The sequence below is a fragment of the Bacteroides fragilis NCTC 9343 genome (assembly GCF_000025985.1).
Taxonomy (GTDB): domain Bacteria; phylum Bacteroidota; class Bacteroidia; order Bacteroidales; family Bacteroidaceae; genus Bacteroides; species Bacteroides fragilis.
Window position 1 is genome coordinate 3,500,562 of record NC_003228.3, and the last position, 15,181, is coordinate 3,515,742.

The window sequence follows — 15,181 nt, forward strand, 5'->3', positions numbered from 1 at the left end:
CATTCTAATTTTTTTATAAACTAATGAACAGACTCAAACTTTACTTACTGGCGCTGACTGCGCTGGCCGTTTGTTCCGCAAAGGCGGACGAGGGTATGTGGTTACTGCAATTAATGCAGCAGCAACACTCTATCGATATGATGAAAAAACAGGGACTGAAACTCGAGGCACAGGATTTGTATAATCCTAACGGAGTCTCACTGAAAGATGCCGTAGGTATCTTCGGGGGAGGATGTACCGGCGAGATTATTTCACCGGAAGGATTGATATTAACCAACCACCACTGCGGATACGCTTCCATCCAACAACATAGCTCTGTAGAGCATGATTATCTGACAGATGGATTTTGGGCAACTTCAAGAGACAAAGAATTGCCGACTCCAGGACTGAAATTTACATTTATCGAACGCATAGAAGACATTACGGATATTGTAAATTTAAGAATTGCCGCTAAAGAAATCACTGAATCAGAATCATTCAGCAGTACATTTCTTAATAAACTGGCTAAGGAGTTGTTTGAAAAGAGCGACTTGAAAGGAAAAAAAGGAATCGTTCCTCAAGCTTTGCCTTTTTACGCCGGAAATAAATTCTATATGTTTTATAAGAAGGTATATCCGGACGTACGTATGGTTGCCGCTCCTCCTTCATCAATCGGTAAGTTCGGTGGTGAAACAGACAACTGGATGTGGCCACGCCATACCGGTGACTTTTCAATGTTCCGTATCTATGCTGACGCGAATGGCGAACCGGCAGAATACAGTGCTTCCAATGTCCCCCTGAAAACCAAGAAACACCTGAATATCTCTATCAAAGGGCTGAAAGAGGGAGATTATGCCATGATTATGGGATTCCCGGGAAGCACCAGCCGTTATCTCACCGTCTCGGAAGTGAAAGAACGCATGGAGGCAAGCAATGCCCCCCGTATCCGTATCCGCGGAACCCGTCAGGACGTGTTGAAAGAAGCGATGAATGCCAGCGATAAAGTACGTATTCAATATGCCAATAAATATGCAGGTTCAAGCAACTATTGGAAGAACTCCATCGGCATGAACAAAGCTATCATCGATAACAATGTTTTGGGAACAAAAGCAGAACAGGAAGCTAAATTCGCTAAGTTTGCCAAAGAAAAAAATAATACCGACTACATGAATGTAGTGGCAAAGATCGACGAGGCTGTAGCTAAAACTTCTCCAATCAAATATCAACAGACCTGTCTGACGGAAACATTCTTCGGCGGTATTGAATTCGGTAGCCCATTTATGGTAATGGACAAACTGAAAGAAGCATTGGAACAGAAAAACGATTCAAGTATTGAAGCTAATATCAAAGTGCTGAAAGAGGTATTCAACGACATCCATAATAAAGACTATGATCACGAAGTAGACCGTAAAGTGGCCAAAGCCCTGTTGCCACTATACGCAGAAATGATTCCTGCCGGACAGCGCCCTGCCATCTACGATGTGATTGAGAAAGAGTACAAAGGCGACTACAATGCCTACGTAGATGCAATGTACGATACTTCAATTTTAGCCAATCAGGCAAACTTTGATAAATTCATCAAAAAACCGACTGTAAAAGCAATCGAAAAAGATATAGCCACTCAATATTCACGTGCCAAGTTTGACAAATACACCAATCTGGCCGAGCAAATGGGAAAATTGCCGGAAGAACTGGCTTTATTACACAAAACATATATCCGCGGACTAGGTGAAATGAAATTGCCTGTACCATCTTATCCGGATGCCAATTTCACTATCCGCCTGACCTATGGCAATGTGAAACCATACAGCCCGAAAGATGGGGTATATTACAAATACTACACAACAACCGACGGAATCCTTGAAAAAGAAAATCCGGAAGACCGTGAATTCGTAGTACCTGCCAAACTGAAAGAGTTGATCGAGAAAAAAGATTTCGGACGCTATGCATTGCCCAATGGTGAAATGCCGGTTTGTTTCCTGTCTACCAATGACATCACAGGCGGTAACTCCGGAAGTCCGGTACTGAACGAAAACGGCGAATTGATCGGTTGTGCATTCGATGGTAACTGGGAATCACTGAGCGGTGACATCAATTTCGATAATAACCTGCAACGCTGTATCAACCTGGACATCCGTTATGTACTCTTTATTCTCGAAAAGCTGGGAGGATGTGGACATTTGATTAACGAAATGACGATTGTTGAATAATGATGAAAAGAAACTTATTATCTGCTGCGTTTGCACTGATGGCATTGGCCGTCAGTGCTGACGAAGGAATGTGGATGCTGACTGACCTGAAAGCACAGAATGAAGCTGCCATGATGGATCTCGGGTTACAAATCCCTATAGAGGAAGTCTACAATCCGGATGGAATAGCTTTAAAAGATGCTGTTGTACATTTCGGAGGCGGATGTACCGGTGAAATCATCTCGGCGGAGGGATTGGTATTGACTAATCACCACTGCGGATATGGAGCAATTCAACAACATAGCAGTGTAGATCACGATTATCTGACAAATGGATTCTGGGCAATGAACCGGAACGAAGAGTTACCCTGCAAAGGGTTGACAGTAACCTTCATCGACCGTATCCTGGACGTGACAACCTATGTAAACGAGCAACTTAAAAAAGATGACGATCCCAACGGCATCAATTATTTGTCTCCCAAATATCTGGCAACGGTTGCCGACCGATTTGCAAAAGCAGAAAATATCCAAATCACTCCGGCAACACGTTTGGAGCTGAAACCATTTTACGGAGGCAACAAATACTATCTATTTGTAAAGACAGTCTACAATGACATTCGCATGGTAGGTGCCCCTCCTTCTTCGATCGGCAAATTTGGAGCTGATACCGACAACTGGATGTGGCCACGCCACACAGGAGACTTTTCTTTGTTCCGCATTTATGCAGACAAGAACGGTCAGCCGGCTGAATACTCTAAAGACAATGTTCCTTTACAAGTAAAGAAACATTTGACAATCAGCCTGGCAGGAGTTAAAGAAGGTGATTTTACATTTGTCATGGGATTTCCCGGACGCAACTGGCGCTACATGATTTCCGACGAAGTGAAAGAACGAATGCAAACAACCAACTTCATGCGCCACCACGTACGTGAGGCACGGCAGGCCGTACTGATGGATCAAATGCTGAAAGATCCGGCAGTACGCATACATTATGCAAGCAAATATGCTTCCTCCGCTAATTACTGGAAAAATGCCATCGGTATGAACGAAGGTTTGGTCCGACTGAAAGTGTTGGATACCAAAGAAAAGCAACAAGAACAACTGTTGGCAATGGGACGTGAGAAAGGCGATGACTCTTATCAAAAGGCTTTTGATGAGATACGCTCGATTGTGGCGCATCGTCATGATGCCATGTATCATCAGCAAGCCATCAGCGAAGCATTGGTAACGGCACTCGATTTCATGAAAATTCCTTCAACCGACGGATTGAAAAAAGCACTTGAAAGCAAAAATGCCACAAAGATTAAAGAAGAAACTGATAAGCTGAAAGCAGAAGCAGATAAATATTTCGCATCTGTTCCGTTTCCGGAAGTAGAACGACTCGTAGGAAAGAAAATGCTGGAAACCTATGCCGGATATATTCCGGAAGATCAGCAAATCGGTATTTTCAAAGTAATAGACAGCCGTTTTAAAGGGAACAAGGATGCCTTTATCGATGCTTGCTTCAAGTACTCGATCTTTGGTTCGAAAGAGAACTTCAACAAGTTTATCGCTCACCCCACTCTTAACAAACTGGATAAAGACTGGATGATCCTCTTTAAATATTCCATCACGGACGGACTGTTGAAAACGGCACTCGCCATGAAGGATGCCAATAAGAACTATGATGCAGCTCATAAAGTATGGGTAAAAGGTATGATGGATATGCGTCAAGTTGCCGGTACGCCTATCTATCCGGATGCAAACTCAACCCTGAGGTTAACTTATGGTCAGGTATTGCCGTACGAGCCCGCCGACGGGACAGTATACAATTACTATACAACACTGAAAGGGGTAATGCAAAAAGAAGATCCGGATAATTGGGAGTTCGTAGTGCCTCAAAAACTAAAACAACTGTATCATGCAAAAGACTTCGGACATTACGCGATGGAAAACGGAGAAATGCCTGTTTGCTTCATTGTCAATACAGACAATACAGGAGGAAATTCCGGAAGCCCGGTATTCAATGGAAAAGGGCAATTGATCGGGACCGGATTCGATCGTAATTATGAAGGCCTGACAGGAGACATTGCTTTCCGGCCTTCTTCACAACGTGCCGCAGTAGTAGACATCCGCTATACTCTATTTATTATTGATAAGTATGCAGGTGCCTCACACATCATCAAGGAGCTGGATATTGTAGAAGAATAATAAAAAGACAGGGTACACTTCCGTTCAAACGGCGTACCCTGTCTCTTTTGATTATCAATGAAGTTTTTTCTCAGTTTCAGCATCTGATATGCTATAAACTCTTGTCCTATATAAAATCCTCTACCAAATACATTTCTTCAACCAGGTCTTCCATGGTCTGTTCCAGGTTTTTTACCGCTTCTTCGGGTGAATCCCCATACGCATTACACTGCATATTTACAGTAAGCCAAGCATAATAACCGCCATCGGATGTGCGCTCAAGCATATAATCAGTCTTATTCAATTTCATATCGGAAAATAATTAGTTAATGTAGGTACAGTGACAGCCGAATGTTGATCAGCAAGTCGTTCAAGTTCTCCAATGATCTGTCGTTCACAGCTACGAACCCAACGAATAAATTCCCGGTTGGGAACATACGTTCCGGCAAAACGAAGCAACGACTCCAAATCGAAAGATTCTCCAATAATTCCGGCACCGGCCTGCCGGGCATCATAAGCATTGCAATCCTGCTCAATATGAGCAGGAACCATCAGTACAGGTTTGCCCAGATACATCGCTTCACAGATAGACTCAAAACCGGCCGTACTGGCATATGCTCTGCAACCGGCCATTCTATTAAGAAACTTCACATCATCAATCTGATGAAAACTCAGTGTGGCATCCACTTTAGTCACCTCGTCAGCATCCTGTTTATCCCAGAAAAAGTGCATAGGAATTTCAGGATGCAAGGCATGGAAAGCCTCTACACTATCTGCAAAACCTGAGTTAACCATATATCCGTGAATGTAGTTACCCTGTTCCGGCTGCATAGCGGTCACTTCCCTGCGAAGCAGAGGAGGAACAACGGATATCCGTTCAGTCCGGTCCGATTCCATTTTACGAAAAGAGAGTGCCAACCGCCTGCTAGCGCGCAGACTCGTCATCCGCGTGAAAAAGCGCAACATGGAGAGTTGAATCACACTTTTTCGGGGAAACTCAAAGTGGTTGTGCAAAAACAGATATTGGTGTCCGATGCAAACATAAGGAACGGAGGGACGGAAGAGTGCGTAGGTAAGTCCGGTCAGAAGTTCGTAGAAGTTGATCACAACTTCCGCCCCTGTTTCCTTAATGCGCTGATTGATATAACACATACTGCGAAAATATTCCGGTACGTGTATCAGATTGTATGCAAAACTCTTTTTCAGATCAGCCCGTTTATTTTCGGCTGTAGGCAAAAAATTCGGACTGGTGAAACGCTTTACCGGTGCCTGGATACTCCGGTTGAAAAAGCCGGGCAAGGTACGTGACGAACTTTTGCCGACAAGAACCTCCACTACCTGGTGCCCATTACGTAATAACATGTCTTCAAGGGTAATGGCTTGGGTGAAATGCCCTCTCCCCTCTCCTTGCACAATAAACAGAAATTTCATGATGCTATTGTTATGGATATAGTTTGTTTTTCCTTATGATTATCTTCCTTTAGTAATCCACTATCAAAATAGCGGATAGTCCAGTTACCATCTTCATCTTCAGTAAGAGCCGAAAGTGTTTCTACCCAGTCGCCTGAATTCAGATAATGGATATCTTCATAAAAAGTATTGGCAGGATGGTGAATATGACCGCATATCACGCCATCACACTTTTTAGCCCTTGCCAGGCCAACAAGCTCTTTTTCAAAATCAGAAATATAAGAAACGGCAGTCTTTACCCTATTCTTAATAGACTGGGAAAGGGAATAATAAGGTTTTCCCTGCTTCATTCTGCGGAGATTGTATACCTTATTCAACCATAACAGAAAAGTATATCCTGTGTCGCCCAACTTAGCCAGCCATTTCATTTGAGTAGTCACCGTATCAAAAATATCTCCATGTGTCACATAATAACGTCTGCCGTGGCTTTCGTAGATACAGTCTTTCACAATCCGGATATTATAAAAATTCAGAGGTGCCAGATTATCTAGAAAATCATCATGATTACCACGAACATAAATCACTTGTGTCCCGAAATTCTCCATCATCTTCATTATTACTTTGAAGAAATCCGTATGTTTAGCTTTCCATTTACCCAAACCGCTTTTCTGCAAATGCCATCCGTCAATGATATCACCATTCAGAATTAAGCGATCACAATTTATTGATTTCAGGAAGTGAGTGACTTCCTCTGTCTTGGAGTGTTGAGTTCCCAGATGAATATCCGAGAGAACTACTGTGGGATAATACGTCCGTAAATGCATAACTTTTGTTTTTTTCGTTACGCAAAGATCCCGTTTCCGGATTACAGGAGGATGAATGTAAGGTTACTATATGATGAACAAAATCGGGACTTCTCTGTTATTATAATAAAACAAATAACTATATTTGCCCCCTGTAAACGAGGGCTCTATATTTATCAAAAGAAAGGAAAAATTATGGAAAAATTTGAAGATTTAATACAGTCACAAAGTCCCGTTTTAGTAGATTTTTTCGCAGAATGGTGCGGCCCCTGTAAAGCAATGAAACCGATTCTTGAGGATCTGAAACAGCAGGTAGGCGAGAAAGCCCGTATTGTAAAAATCGATGTGGACACACACGAAGAACTAGCTGTAAAATACAGAATTCAGGCTGTGCCGACTTTTATCCTTTTCAAAAAGGGAGAAGCTGTCTGGCGCCATTCCGGTATGATTCAAGCCAGCGAACTGAAAGGAGTTATTGAACAATACACATAAAAACAAAGAATGAAGAAAGTATTATCATTAGTAGCTTTGGCCATGATCAGCACCATTATGTTTGCTGTAAACGATGGAGTCAAAGCAGATCAAAACAAAAAAGAGGCAAAGAGCGGTGAGGTTATCGTGATGAATAAAGAGATGTTTATCAACGATGTCTTTGATTACCAGAATTCAAAAGAGTGGAAATATAAAGGTGATAAACCTGCCATTATCGACCTGTATGCAGATTGGTGCGGTCCCTGCCGCATGACAGCCCCGATTATGAAATCGCTTGCTAAAGAATATGACGGAAAAATCGTAATATATAAGGTGAACGTGGATAAAGAAAAGGAACTGGCTGCACTATTCAATGCAACAAGTATTCCCCTCTTTGTATTTATCCCAATGGAGGGCGAACCCCAACTGTTTCGTGGAGCAGCAGATAAAGCCACTTATAAAAAAGCAATCGACGAGTTCCTGTTGAAACAGAAATAGGACTGAATAAATTCAATAATAAAAAAGGCATGGTTTTCTCAACGGAACCATGCCCTTTTTATATGCTGCCGTCTTCACTATCTTCACTCCGAACGAATATCAAGTTATCAATAAAACAATTATTCCCTACATCTAAGATCGGGACATAAAAGCCCTGCCTATCTGATATGTTTACCCAACCATCTAATATTCACCAGTTTGTTTCTTTTATACTTTGCTATTAAAAGCTTAGAATTAACATAGTGTTAAAGTTAGTCTTTTAACTGCAAAACATTAGTTATTTGGTAGCAAAGATCAAGTCTTTTGGCACTAAGAAAATCAAGTATCTCCTGATAAATTAACACTGTTAACGAGATTGGCAGAACATCTGCCAAGACACATCATTTAAAATATCCAACCGGATGATTCATCATCGGCATTTGAGTATCCTTTAATTTCAAAGCAGCTTTGAGCCGTACCAGATCCATCGATGCACGCGGGACTGTGGCCAGACGTGCAGCCGAACAGAACAACGAGATGTTTTGCGAAACAATCCCTGCATCCATAGCTCCCATCAATTGAACATGATTACTCTTCGCATCACCCAGCTTAGACAGATCACTGACCAGCACCAACGATACCGGCGCATTGTTGACAAAGGCCTGACCGCCAGCAACCGCAGAACGGTGATCTCCCTCAGAAATCAGATTGAGCTTATGCCCTTTAGCATCATACAGGTAAGTTCCTTGCGGAAGCACCACATATATGTCGATATCCTGACGATTCATGGCTGACGGAGCTGTACGTTTGCCTTCAGATGACCGGTTAATGCCATTGGCAGCCCAGAGTAAATCGGATAAATCGGTATTACTCAAAGCCTTCGAAGCATATTCACGAGTAGAATGACGTTCGGATAACGCTTTCATTAGCAGTCCGGCACGATTCATGTCGGGCTTAGGTAACTGAATCGTCCGCTCGGCAGCATAACTTGCCACCGACAAAAGCAGGAAACACACTAAAAACTGTAACTTTTTCATAATTATGTATCTTTTTTAGTAAAGCACAAATATAAAAGAATCATCAGTCAACATCTTTATTTCAAAAGAAAATTTAACAAAAAAGGCCTGTATCCCAAACCGGACACAAGCCTTTCTCTATAAATCATTTACGTAGATTATTTCTTACCGAAATAGCGGTTATAAAGTCCTTCGAAACCTTTACCATGACGAGCTTCGTCTTTACACATTTCGTGTACGGTATCGTGGATAGCATCCAGATTCAAAGCTTTAGCACGTGTAGCGATACGTTTTTTGTCTTCGCAAGCACCGGCTTCAGCATTCATTCTCTTTTCAAGGTTTGTTTTAGTATCCCATACGCAATCACCCAACAGTTCAGCAAACTTAGAAGCATGTTCTGCTTCTTCCCAAGCATAACGTTTGAAAGCTTCAGCTACTTCAGGATAGCCTTCGCGATCGGCCTGACGGCTCATAGCCAAATACATACCAACTTCAGTACATTCGCCCATGAAGTGATTGTTCAGGTCTTTAATCATTTCTTCGTCACAACCTTTAGCTACACCGATTACGTGTTCGTCAACAAAAGTGAGTGCACCACCTTCTTCTTCAACAACTTCTACGAATTTGCTTGCAGGAGCTTTACACAAAGGACATTTCTCAGGAGCTGCGTCACCTTCATAAACATAACCGCAGACAGTACATCTAAACTTTTTCATTTCGTCTTAATTTTAAATTAATTAGTCAATACGTATATTATTTAAACATTTCTTACAAACACCTTTATAATAGTAGTGCACTTCGCTTACTTCATGTCCATCCATTTGAAGACCTTCCACTTGTTTCATCTCAACCTGGCATTTCAAATCATAAATACGCCCGCAACGCTTGCACAGAAAATGGGCATGTTGTGAAGTGTCCGCATCAAAATTGGTGTTCCGCTCGTCAATAGTAAGCATTTGTGCCGCTCCCTGCTCAGAAAACAGCCTCAAGGTATTATAGACTGTAGTCTTTGAAAGTGTTGGCATAGAGGAAGATAACTCCGTATATATTTCATCAGCCGATGGGTGTGTCTTATGTTCCATCAAATAATTCATGATAGCAATTCGCTGCATGGACGGTTTGATGTTGTGCTCTAGTAATCGGTTGTATGATTCCATTTTCTTTCTCCTTTCCAAAATTGTATTCATTACAATTTTAAATCTGATGCAAAGATAAAGAGTTCTTTTATTTTCGCAAACAAAATACGAATATTTTTTTGATTAAACAGAAAAACGGCATACAAAATTGCTTTCGTATGCCGTTTCTTATGACAATAATATGTACGTATTAAATTCCTTTAGGGTTTTCACCGTATTGGTTGCTACCCGGCTGTCCGTCCTGAATAGTCAGGAAGAGATACCAAAGGCTGCCGATCACCGGTACGAAAGTGATAAATAACCACCATCCGCTTTTGCCGATATCGTGCATACGACGTATACTAACAGCAATCATAGGCAGAAGCATAGCCAAATAATAAATACCTACAAATACGCAAATCGTACCCAAAATAGCGTCAATAATACTTGCGACAATAGCAAAAATAGCCATGAACAAGACAAACATCCAGTATTCACGTCTTCTGGCTCTACCGTCGAAATCTTTCCACTTCTTTAAAACATCAATGTACTCTTTCATCTTTCAAATCTTTTAATAGTTAATAATTGTTGGTATTTTGTGTTTATTCCTATAAACTGCCACAAATATACTAACTACTATTTATATTTTTTATATTTTCCGCATTTATTTTTAGCAAAAAATAAAAAAAGAGCTAGCCTCTCACCCAACAACATAGTGCCAAAGCCTTATACAAGCCGATCTATAGTCCCCTATTCCTCAACAAAGGTTCTATGCCCGGTTCTTTACCCCGAAAGTTCTTATACATATCCATCGCATCGTCGATGCCTCCGGGAGTGAGAATATAACGACGGAAACGGGAAGCCACTTCCTGATTAAACAGATCACCGGTTTCCTTATATGCTTCAAAAGCATCGCTATCTAACACTTCGGCCCAAATATAACTGTAATAACCAGCCGTATAGCCGCTGTTCATGATGTGATTGAAGTATGTAGTACGATAACGAGGAGGTATCTGACTTAGCAAGCCACGCTCTTTCAGCACAGCAGCCTCAAATTCAGTGACATCCATATTCCGGGGAATCTCTTTCAGTACATGGTAATCCATATCAAGCAGAGAAGCGGCAAGATATTCGGTTGTGGCAAACCCCTGGCCATACTTTCCACTCTTATCGAGTTTCTCAATCAATGCAGCAGGAATCACTTCACCGGTCCGATAATGTTTGGCATATATTTTCAGCACCTCCGGTTCGAATACCCAATGCTCCATAACCTGAGAAGGTAATTCCACAAAATCACGCGGTACACCGGATACGGCATGAAAGTGTACATCTTTAAACAAATTGTGGAGTGCATGACCAAATTCATGGAATAAAGTACCGGCCTCATCGGCACTAAGCAGGGCAGGCTGTCCCGAAGAAGGCTTGGTAAAGTTACACACAATCGTAACTACCGGCGCCAAACGTTTACCGTCACGATAGGTTTGAGAACGATAAGTTCCGCACCATGCGCCTCCCCGCTTACTATTACGAGGGAAAAAGTCCATATACAGCACACCAAGATGGGTTCCGTCTTTATCTTTACACTCAAAAGCCTGTGCCTCTTCATGCGGTTTCGGAATGTCTTTAATTTCGGTGAAAGTAATGCCATAAAGTCTGTTAGCTACATAGAAAGCACCTTCACGCACATTATTCAATTCAAGATAAGGACGCACTTCATTCTCGTCTAAACTGAACTTGGCTTTCTTCGCTTTCTCAAAATAATAGCGCCAATCCCATCCTTCGGGGGTAAAGTTAGCGCCTTCCTTCTTTATTTCAGACTGAATATCAGACAATTCCTCCTTGGCTTTCGCCACTGCAGGAGTCCAGATCTGATTCAGTAAACGATATACATTTTCCTCGTTCTTTGCCATGCGGTCTTCCAAAATATAAGAAGCATAATCGGCATATCCCATCAATTTGGCTTTCTCCAGACGCAAAGCAACCAATTTTTTCACGATTTCATTATTATCGGCCTCATTGCCATTGTTGCCGCGATTGATGTATCCTTTAAAGATTTTCTCACGCAACTCGCGATTATCTGCATATTGCAAGAAGGGCATTACACTCGGATTGTGCAAAGTGAAAAGCCACTTCTCTTCCATACCTGCCCCTTTAGCCGCTTCGGCTGCGGATGCCACAAGACTTTCGGGTAATCCGGCGAGATCTTCCTTCTTATCAATCACCAACTCAAAAGCGTTGGTTTCTTTCAGCAGATTCTGTCCAAAAGTCAATTGCAACATCGAAATCTCACTATTGAGTTGACGCAACTTCGCCTGATCCACAGAATCAAGATTGGCACCTCCACGAACAAACTTCTTGTAAGTTTCTTCCAGTAACTTATTCTGCTCCTTATCCAATCCCAGTTTCTCCCGACGTTCATAAACTTCTTTCACACGGGCAAAAAGAGCCGGATTCAGACTAATATCGTCCCGATGTGCCGAAAGCAACGGAGTAATCTCTTTATTAAAAGCCTGCATTTCATCGTTCGTGTTACAACTGTTCAGACCACTAAACACAGTACTCACCTTATTTAACAACTCTCCACTCTGATCGAATGCAGCGATGGTATTATCGAAATCGGGAACCGAACGCTGATTGACAATAGCATCTATTTCTTTTTTCTGTTCTTCCATTCCTTTCAGGAAAGCTTCTTTGTAATGCTCTACTTTAATCAGGTCGAACGGTGGAACACCGAAAGGAGTTGAATACTCTGCCAGAAAAGGGTTTCCGGCATCGGTGGCTGCTTTCTGTCCGGCTGTGCCGCAAGCAGTCATCACGGCAGCCATTCCGGCAGCCATAAGCATCTTCTTCATGTTTTTGTGCGATTTAATAATATAATGTATCAATTCAATTTTGACAAAAATACAAAGATTCGATTAAAATGTCTACTTTTGCAACAAGAAATGATAAACTCTAATAGAAAATGAACTACGGATTCGTAAAAGTTGCGGCGGCCGTTCCCCGCGTAAAAGTAGCAGATTGCAAATTTAATTCTGAAAGATTGGAGGGTCTTATTACCATAGCCGAAGGTAAAGGAGTACAGATTCTCACTTTTCCCGAAATGTGCATTACCGGATATACTTGTGGAGACTTGTTCGCCCAGCAACTTTTGCTTGAACAGGCAGAAATGGCTTTGATACAGATTCTAAACAGTACCCGCCAACTGGACATCATTTCCATACTGGGCATGCCGGTAGTAGTCAACTCCACAGTAATTAATGCTGCAGTAGTTATCCAGAAAGGCAAAATACTGGGAGTAGTGCCCAAAACTTACCTGCCTAATTATAAAGAGTTCTACGAGCAACGTTGGTTTACATCCGCCCTACAAGTCTCGGAAAACAGTGTGCGGCTTTGCGGACAGATTGTCCCGATGGGCAACAATCTGTTGTTCGAAACTGCGGAAACAACTTTCGGCATAGAAATCTGTGAGGACCTTTGGGCTACCGTTCCGCCCAGTTCCTCACTCGCACTGCAAGGGGCTGAAATCATCTTTAACCTTTCCGCCGATGACGAAGGTATTGGTAAACACAATTATCTTTGCTCTCTGATCAGCCAGCAATCTGCACGCTGCATCTCCGGTTATGTTTTTTCGTCGAGTGGCTTCGGTGAATCGACAACAGATGTTGTTTTTGCCGGAAACGGACTTATTTACGAAAACGGATATCTACTGGCACGAAGTGAACGTTTCTGCATGGAGGAACAGTTGATTATCAATGAAATTGATGTGGAATGTATCCGTGCAGAGCGTCGGGTCAACACAACTTTTGCTGCCAACAAGGCTAATTGTCCGGGCAAAGAGGCTGTCAGAATTTCTACAGAGTTTGTCAACAGTAAAGATCTGAACCTGACCCGTACATTCAATCCACATCCTTTTGTTCCGCAAGGAAACGAACTCAACAGTCGCTGTGAAGAGATCTTCTCGATTCAAATAGCCGGACTGGCACAACGTCTGCTACATACCGGAGCAAAAACAGCCGTAATAGGTATTTCCGGAGGACTTGACTCAACACTCGCCTTATTGGTGTGCGTCAAGACATTCGATAAATTGGGATTATCCCGCAAAGATATTCTGGGTATAACAATGCCGGGATTCGGAACAACCGACCGCACTTATCACAATGCCATCGACCTGATGAATTCCTTGGGAGTTTCAATACGGGAAATCAGTATCAGGGAAGCATGTATCCAACACTTTAAAGATATCGGACACGATCTCAATATACACGATGTAACGTACGAGAATTCACAGGCACGCGAACGTACCCAAATCTTAATGGATATAGCCAACCAAACATGGGGTATGGTGATCGGAACCGGAGACCTGTCGGAACTCGCATTGGGATGGGCAACGTACAACGGAGATCATATGTCGATGTATGGTGTCAACGCAGGTATTCCCAAGACACTGGTGAAACACTTAGTACAGTGGGTAGCCGAAAACGGTATGGATGAAACATCCAAAGCAACTCTGCTGGATATTGTGGACACTCCTATCAGTCCGGAACTGATACCGGCAGATGAAAACGGAGAAATCAAACAAAAAACGGAAGACCTCGTCGGTCCTTACGAACTACACGACTTCTTCCTGTATTATTTCTTACGGTTCGGCTTCCGCCCGTCAAAAATCTACTTCCTGGCACAAACTGCATTCAGTGGAGTTTATGATGATGAAACAATCAAAAAATGGCTGCAAACTTTCTTCCGCCGCTTCTTTAACCAGCAGTTTAAACGCTCTTGCCTGCCGGACGGACCGAAAGTAGGAAGTATATCCATCAGCCCCAGAGGAGACTGGCGCATGCCAAGTGATGCCAGTTCGGCTGCATGGCTGAAAGAAATAGCCGAATTGTAACAAAGACGATACCTCTTTTTAACATGACACTGCGATCTTTGCAGCACCATATTAAAAAGAGGTAAAGTTATGAAAAGACATCTTATTTTAGTATTTGCTTTATTGGCATCCAGTGTTGCCTTAAATGCAGTCAATTCATTGCCGGACGATGATAAATCCGACAATAAGAACAAAACAGAACTCAATTCTGTCGTCAAAAAGACATGGGAGTTCTACTCCACCATCAAACAACCTTCTGCCGATGCACTGGCTAATGCGGGTAACTACAAATTCGGGCAAGAAGCCGGTTATCTCTATAACCAATTCATGAAGATCTATGTAGTCAGGGAAGAAGTGGTTCCCGGAGACCCTACCCGCCGTACCGTAATTCGCAAACCCACTATCTACAACGCAGTACGCTCCATCGAGAAACAGCTGAACAAAGAGCTCAAAAGCAACCAAATGACCAGAGAGCAAGTAGCTGCAGAGTTCACAAATGTACTGAAAGTAGCGATTTCTGCCTATGATTCCGAAAGCGAATCATTTGAAGACGCTTTACAGATAAATCGCAAAAATGCAACCGACCTTCTCTCCGTATTTCAAAATGTAAAACTGACAGAAATCTAAAATTCTTTTTTTCAATAGGTAAATTAATATTAATGGCAAGTCTTGGGCAAAAGAAAACT

General features: G+C 42.3%; 14 protein-coding genes. 6 read left to right on the forward strand and 8 right to left on the reverse strand.

The window, feature by feature from the left end; translation table 11 throughout:
• Positions 1-23: 23 nt before the first annotated feature.
• Together BF9343_RS14410 and BF9343_RS14415 are read left to right on the forward strand one after the other, a co-directional pair.
• Positions 24-2,189 carry a S46 family peptidase gene (locus BF9343_RS14410; protein ID WP_005789096.1) on the forward strand — a complete coding sequence of 722 codons (2,166 nt, stop codon included), beginning with the start codon at positions 24-26 and terminating at the stop codon, positions 2,187-2,189.
• Positions 2,189-4,357, forward strand: a complete 2,169-nt coding sequence (locus BF9343_RS14415) for a S46 family peptidase (protein WP_008661032.1) — start codon at positions 2,189-2,191, stop codon at positions 4,355-4,357. The genes BF9343_RS14410 and BF9343_RS14415 overlap by 1 nt, the downstream gene beginning before the upstream one ends.
• A 106-nt stretch (positions 4,358-4,463) precedes the next feature.
• On the opposite strand, the gene BF9343_RS14420 is transcribed toward BF9343_RS14415, so the two are convergent.
• From BF9343_RS14420 to BF9343_RS14430, 3 genes are read right to left on the reverse strand one after another with little or no spacing between them, the layout of a single operon-like run.
• Positions 4,464-4,646 carry a type II toxin-antitoxin system HicB family antitoxin gene (locus tag BF9343_RS14420; protein ID WP_005789100.1) on the reverse strand — a complete coding sequence of 61 codons (183 nt, stop codon included), beginning with the start codon at positions 4,644-4,646 and terminating at the stop codon, positions 4,464-4,466.
• Positions 4,643-5,767, reverse strand: a complete 1,125-nt coding sequence (locus BF9343_RS14425) for a glycosyltransferase family protein (RefSeq protein ID WP_005798764.1) — start codon at positions 5,765-5,767, stop codon at positions 4,643-4,645. The genes BF9343_RS14420 and BF9343_RS14425 overlap by 4 nt, the downstream gene beginning before the upstream one ends.
• Positions 5,764-6,570, reverse strand: a complete 807-nt coding sequence (locus tag BF9343_RS14430; protein ID WP_005798766.1) for a UDP-2,3-diacylglucosamine diphosphatase — start codon at positions 6,568-6,570, stop codon at positions 5,764-5,766. The genes BF9343_RS14425 and BF9343_RS14430 overlap by 4 nt, the downstream gene beginning before the upstream one ends.
• 174 nt (positions 6,571-6,744) lie before the next feature.
• Between BF9343_RS14430 and trxA the strand changes: the two genes are divergently transcribed.
• Both trxA and BF9343_RS14440 read left to right on the forward strand, forming a co-directional pair.
• Positions 6,745-7,041 carry a thioredoxin gene (trxA, locus tag BF9343_RS14435; RefSeq protein ID WP_005789105.1) on the forward strand — a complete coding sequence of 99 codons (297 nt, stop codon included), beginning with the start codon at positions 6,745-6,747 and terminating at the stop codon, positions 7,039-7,041.
• A 9-nt stretch (positions 7,042-7,050) separates the two neighbouring features.
• Positions 7,051-7,518 carry a thioredoxin family protein gene (locus tag BF9343_RS14440; protein ID WP_005789107.1) on the forward strand — a complete coding sequence of 156 codons (468 nt, stop codon included), beginning with the start codon at positions 7,051-7,053 and terminating at the stop codon, positions 7,516-7,518.
• 380 nt (positions 7,519-7,898) lie between these two features.
• Here BF9343_RS14440 and BF9343_RS14445 read toward each other — a convergent pair whose 3' ends face one another.
• The 5 genes from BF9343_RS14445 to BF9343_RS14465 form a co-directional block, all read right to left on the reverse strand.
• Positions 7,899-8,534 (reverse strand): SagB/ThcOx family dehydrogenase, encoded by a 636-nt coding sequence (locus BF9343_RS14445; protein ID WP_005798768.1) that lies wholly within the window; start codon positions 8,532-8,534, stop codon positions 7,899-7,901.
• 137 nt (positions 8,535-8,671) lie between these two features.
• Positions 8,672-9,229, reverse strand: coding sequence for an NADH peroxidase (locus BF9343_RS14450; protein WP_005780311.1), 558 nt, complete (start codon positions 9,227-9,229; stop codon positions 8,672-8,674).
• Between the two features lie 21 nt (positions 9,230-9,250).
• Positions 9,251-9,670 carry a Fur family transcriptional regulator gene (locus tag BF9343_RS14455; RefSeq protein WP_010993232.1) on the reverse strand — a complete coding sequence of 140 codons (420 nt, stop codon included), beginning with the start codon at positions 9,668-9,670 and terminating at the stop codon, positions 9,251-9,253.
• Between the two features lie 169 nt (positions 9,671-9,839).
• On the reverse strand, positions 9,840-10,187 hold the full coding sequence (locus BF9343_RS14460; RefSeq protein WP_005789114.1) for a DUF805 domain-containing protein: 348 nt from the start codon (positions 10,185-10,187) through the stop codon (positions 9,840-9,842).
• 181 nt (positions 10,188-10,368) lie between these two features.
• On the reverse strand, positions 10,369-12,480 hold the full coding sequence (locus tag BF9343_RS14465; RefSeq protein WP_032533562.1) for a M3 family metallopeptidase: 2,112 nt from the start codon (positions 12,478-12,480) through the stop codon (positions 10,369-10,371).
• 110 nt (positions 12,481-12,590) lie between these two features.
• On the opposite strand from BF9343_RS14465, the gene BF9343_RS14470 reads away from it, so the two are divergent.
• Together BF9343_RS14470 and BF9343_RS14475 are read left to right on the forward strand one after the other, a co-directional pair.
• Positions 12,591-14,516, forward strand: coding sequence for an NAD(+) synthase (locus BF9343_RS14470; protein WP_005815085.1), 1,926 nt, complete (start codon positions 12,591-12,593; stop codon positions 14,514-14,516).
• A gap of 69 nt (positions 14,517-14,585) precedes the next feature.
• Positions 14,586-15,122, forward strand: coding sequence for a hypothetical protein (locus BF9343_RS14475; RefSeq protein ID WP_010993234.1), 537 nt, complete (start codon positions 14,586-14,588; stop codon positions 15,120-15,122).
• The last annotated feature ends 59 nt before the right edge of the window (positions 15,123-15,181 follow it).

Coding starts and splice junctions, on each gene's coding strand:
- BF9343_RS14410 (WP_005789096.1), top strand. CDS start 24: ATGAACAGACTCAAACTTTACTTACTGGCGCTGACTGCGCTGGCCGTT.
- BF9343_RS14415 (WP_008661032.1), top strand. CDS start 2,189: ATGATGAAAAGAAACTTATTATCTGCTGCGTTTGCACTGATGGCATTG.
- BF9343_RS14420 (WP_005789100.1), bottom strand. CDS start 4,646: ATGAAATTGAATAAGACTGATTATATGCTTGAGCGCACATCCGATGGC.
- BF9343_RS14425 (WP_005798764.1), bottom strand. CDS start 5,767: ATGAAATTTCTGTTTATTGTGCAAGGAGAGGGGAGAGGGCATTTCACC.
- BF9343_RS14430 (WP_005798766.1), bottom strand. CDS start 6,570: ATGCATTTACGGACGTATTATCCCACAGTAGTTCTCTCGGATATTCAT.
- trxA (WP_005789105.1), top strand. CDS start 6,745: ATGGAAAAATTTGAAGATTTAATACAGTCACAAAGTCCCGTTTTAGTA.
- BF9343_RS14440 (WP_005789107.1), top strand. CDS start 7,051: ATGAAGAAAGTATTATCATTAGTAGCTTTGGCCATGATCAGCACCATT.
- BF9343_RS14445 (WP_005798768.1), bottom strand. CDS start 8,534: ATGAAAAAGTTACAGTTTTTAGTGTGTTTCCTGCTTTTGTCGGTGGCA.
- BF9343_RS14450 (WP_005780311.1), bottom strand. CDS start 9,229: ATGAAAAAGTTTAGATGTACTGTCTGCGGTTATGTTTATGAAGGTGAC.
- BF9343_RS14455 (WP_010993232.1), bottom strand. CDS start 9,670: ATGGAATCATACAACCGATTACTAGAGCACAACATCAAACCGTCCATG.
- BF9343_RS14460 (WP_005789114.1), bottom strand. CDS start 10,187: ATGAAAGAGTACATTGATGTTTTAAAGAAGTGGAAAGATTTCGACGGT.
- BF9343_RS14465 (WP_032533562.1), bottom strand. CDS start 12,480: ATGAAGAAGATGCTTATGGCTGCCGGAATGGCTGCCGTGATGACTGCT.
- BF9343_RS14470 (WP_005815085.1), top strand. CDS start 12,591: ATGAACTACGGATTCGTAAAAGTTGCGGCGGCCGTTCCCCGCGTAAAA.
- BF9343_RS14475 (WP_010993234.1), top strand. CDS start 14,586: ATGAAAAGACATCTTATTTTAGTATTTGCTTTATTGGCATCCAGTGTT.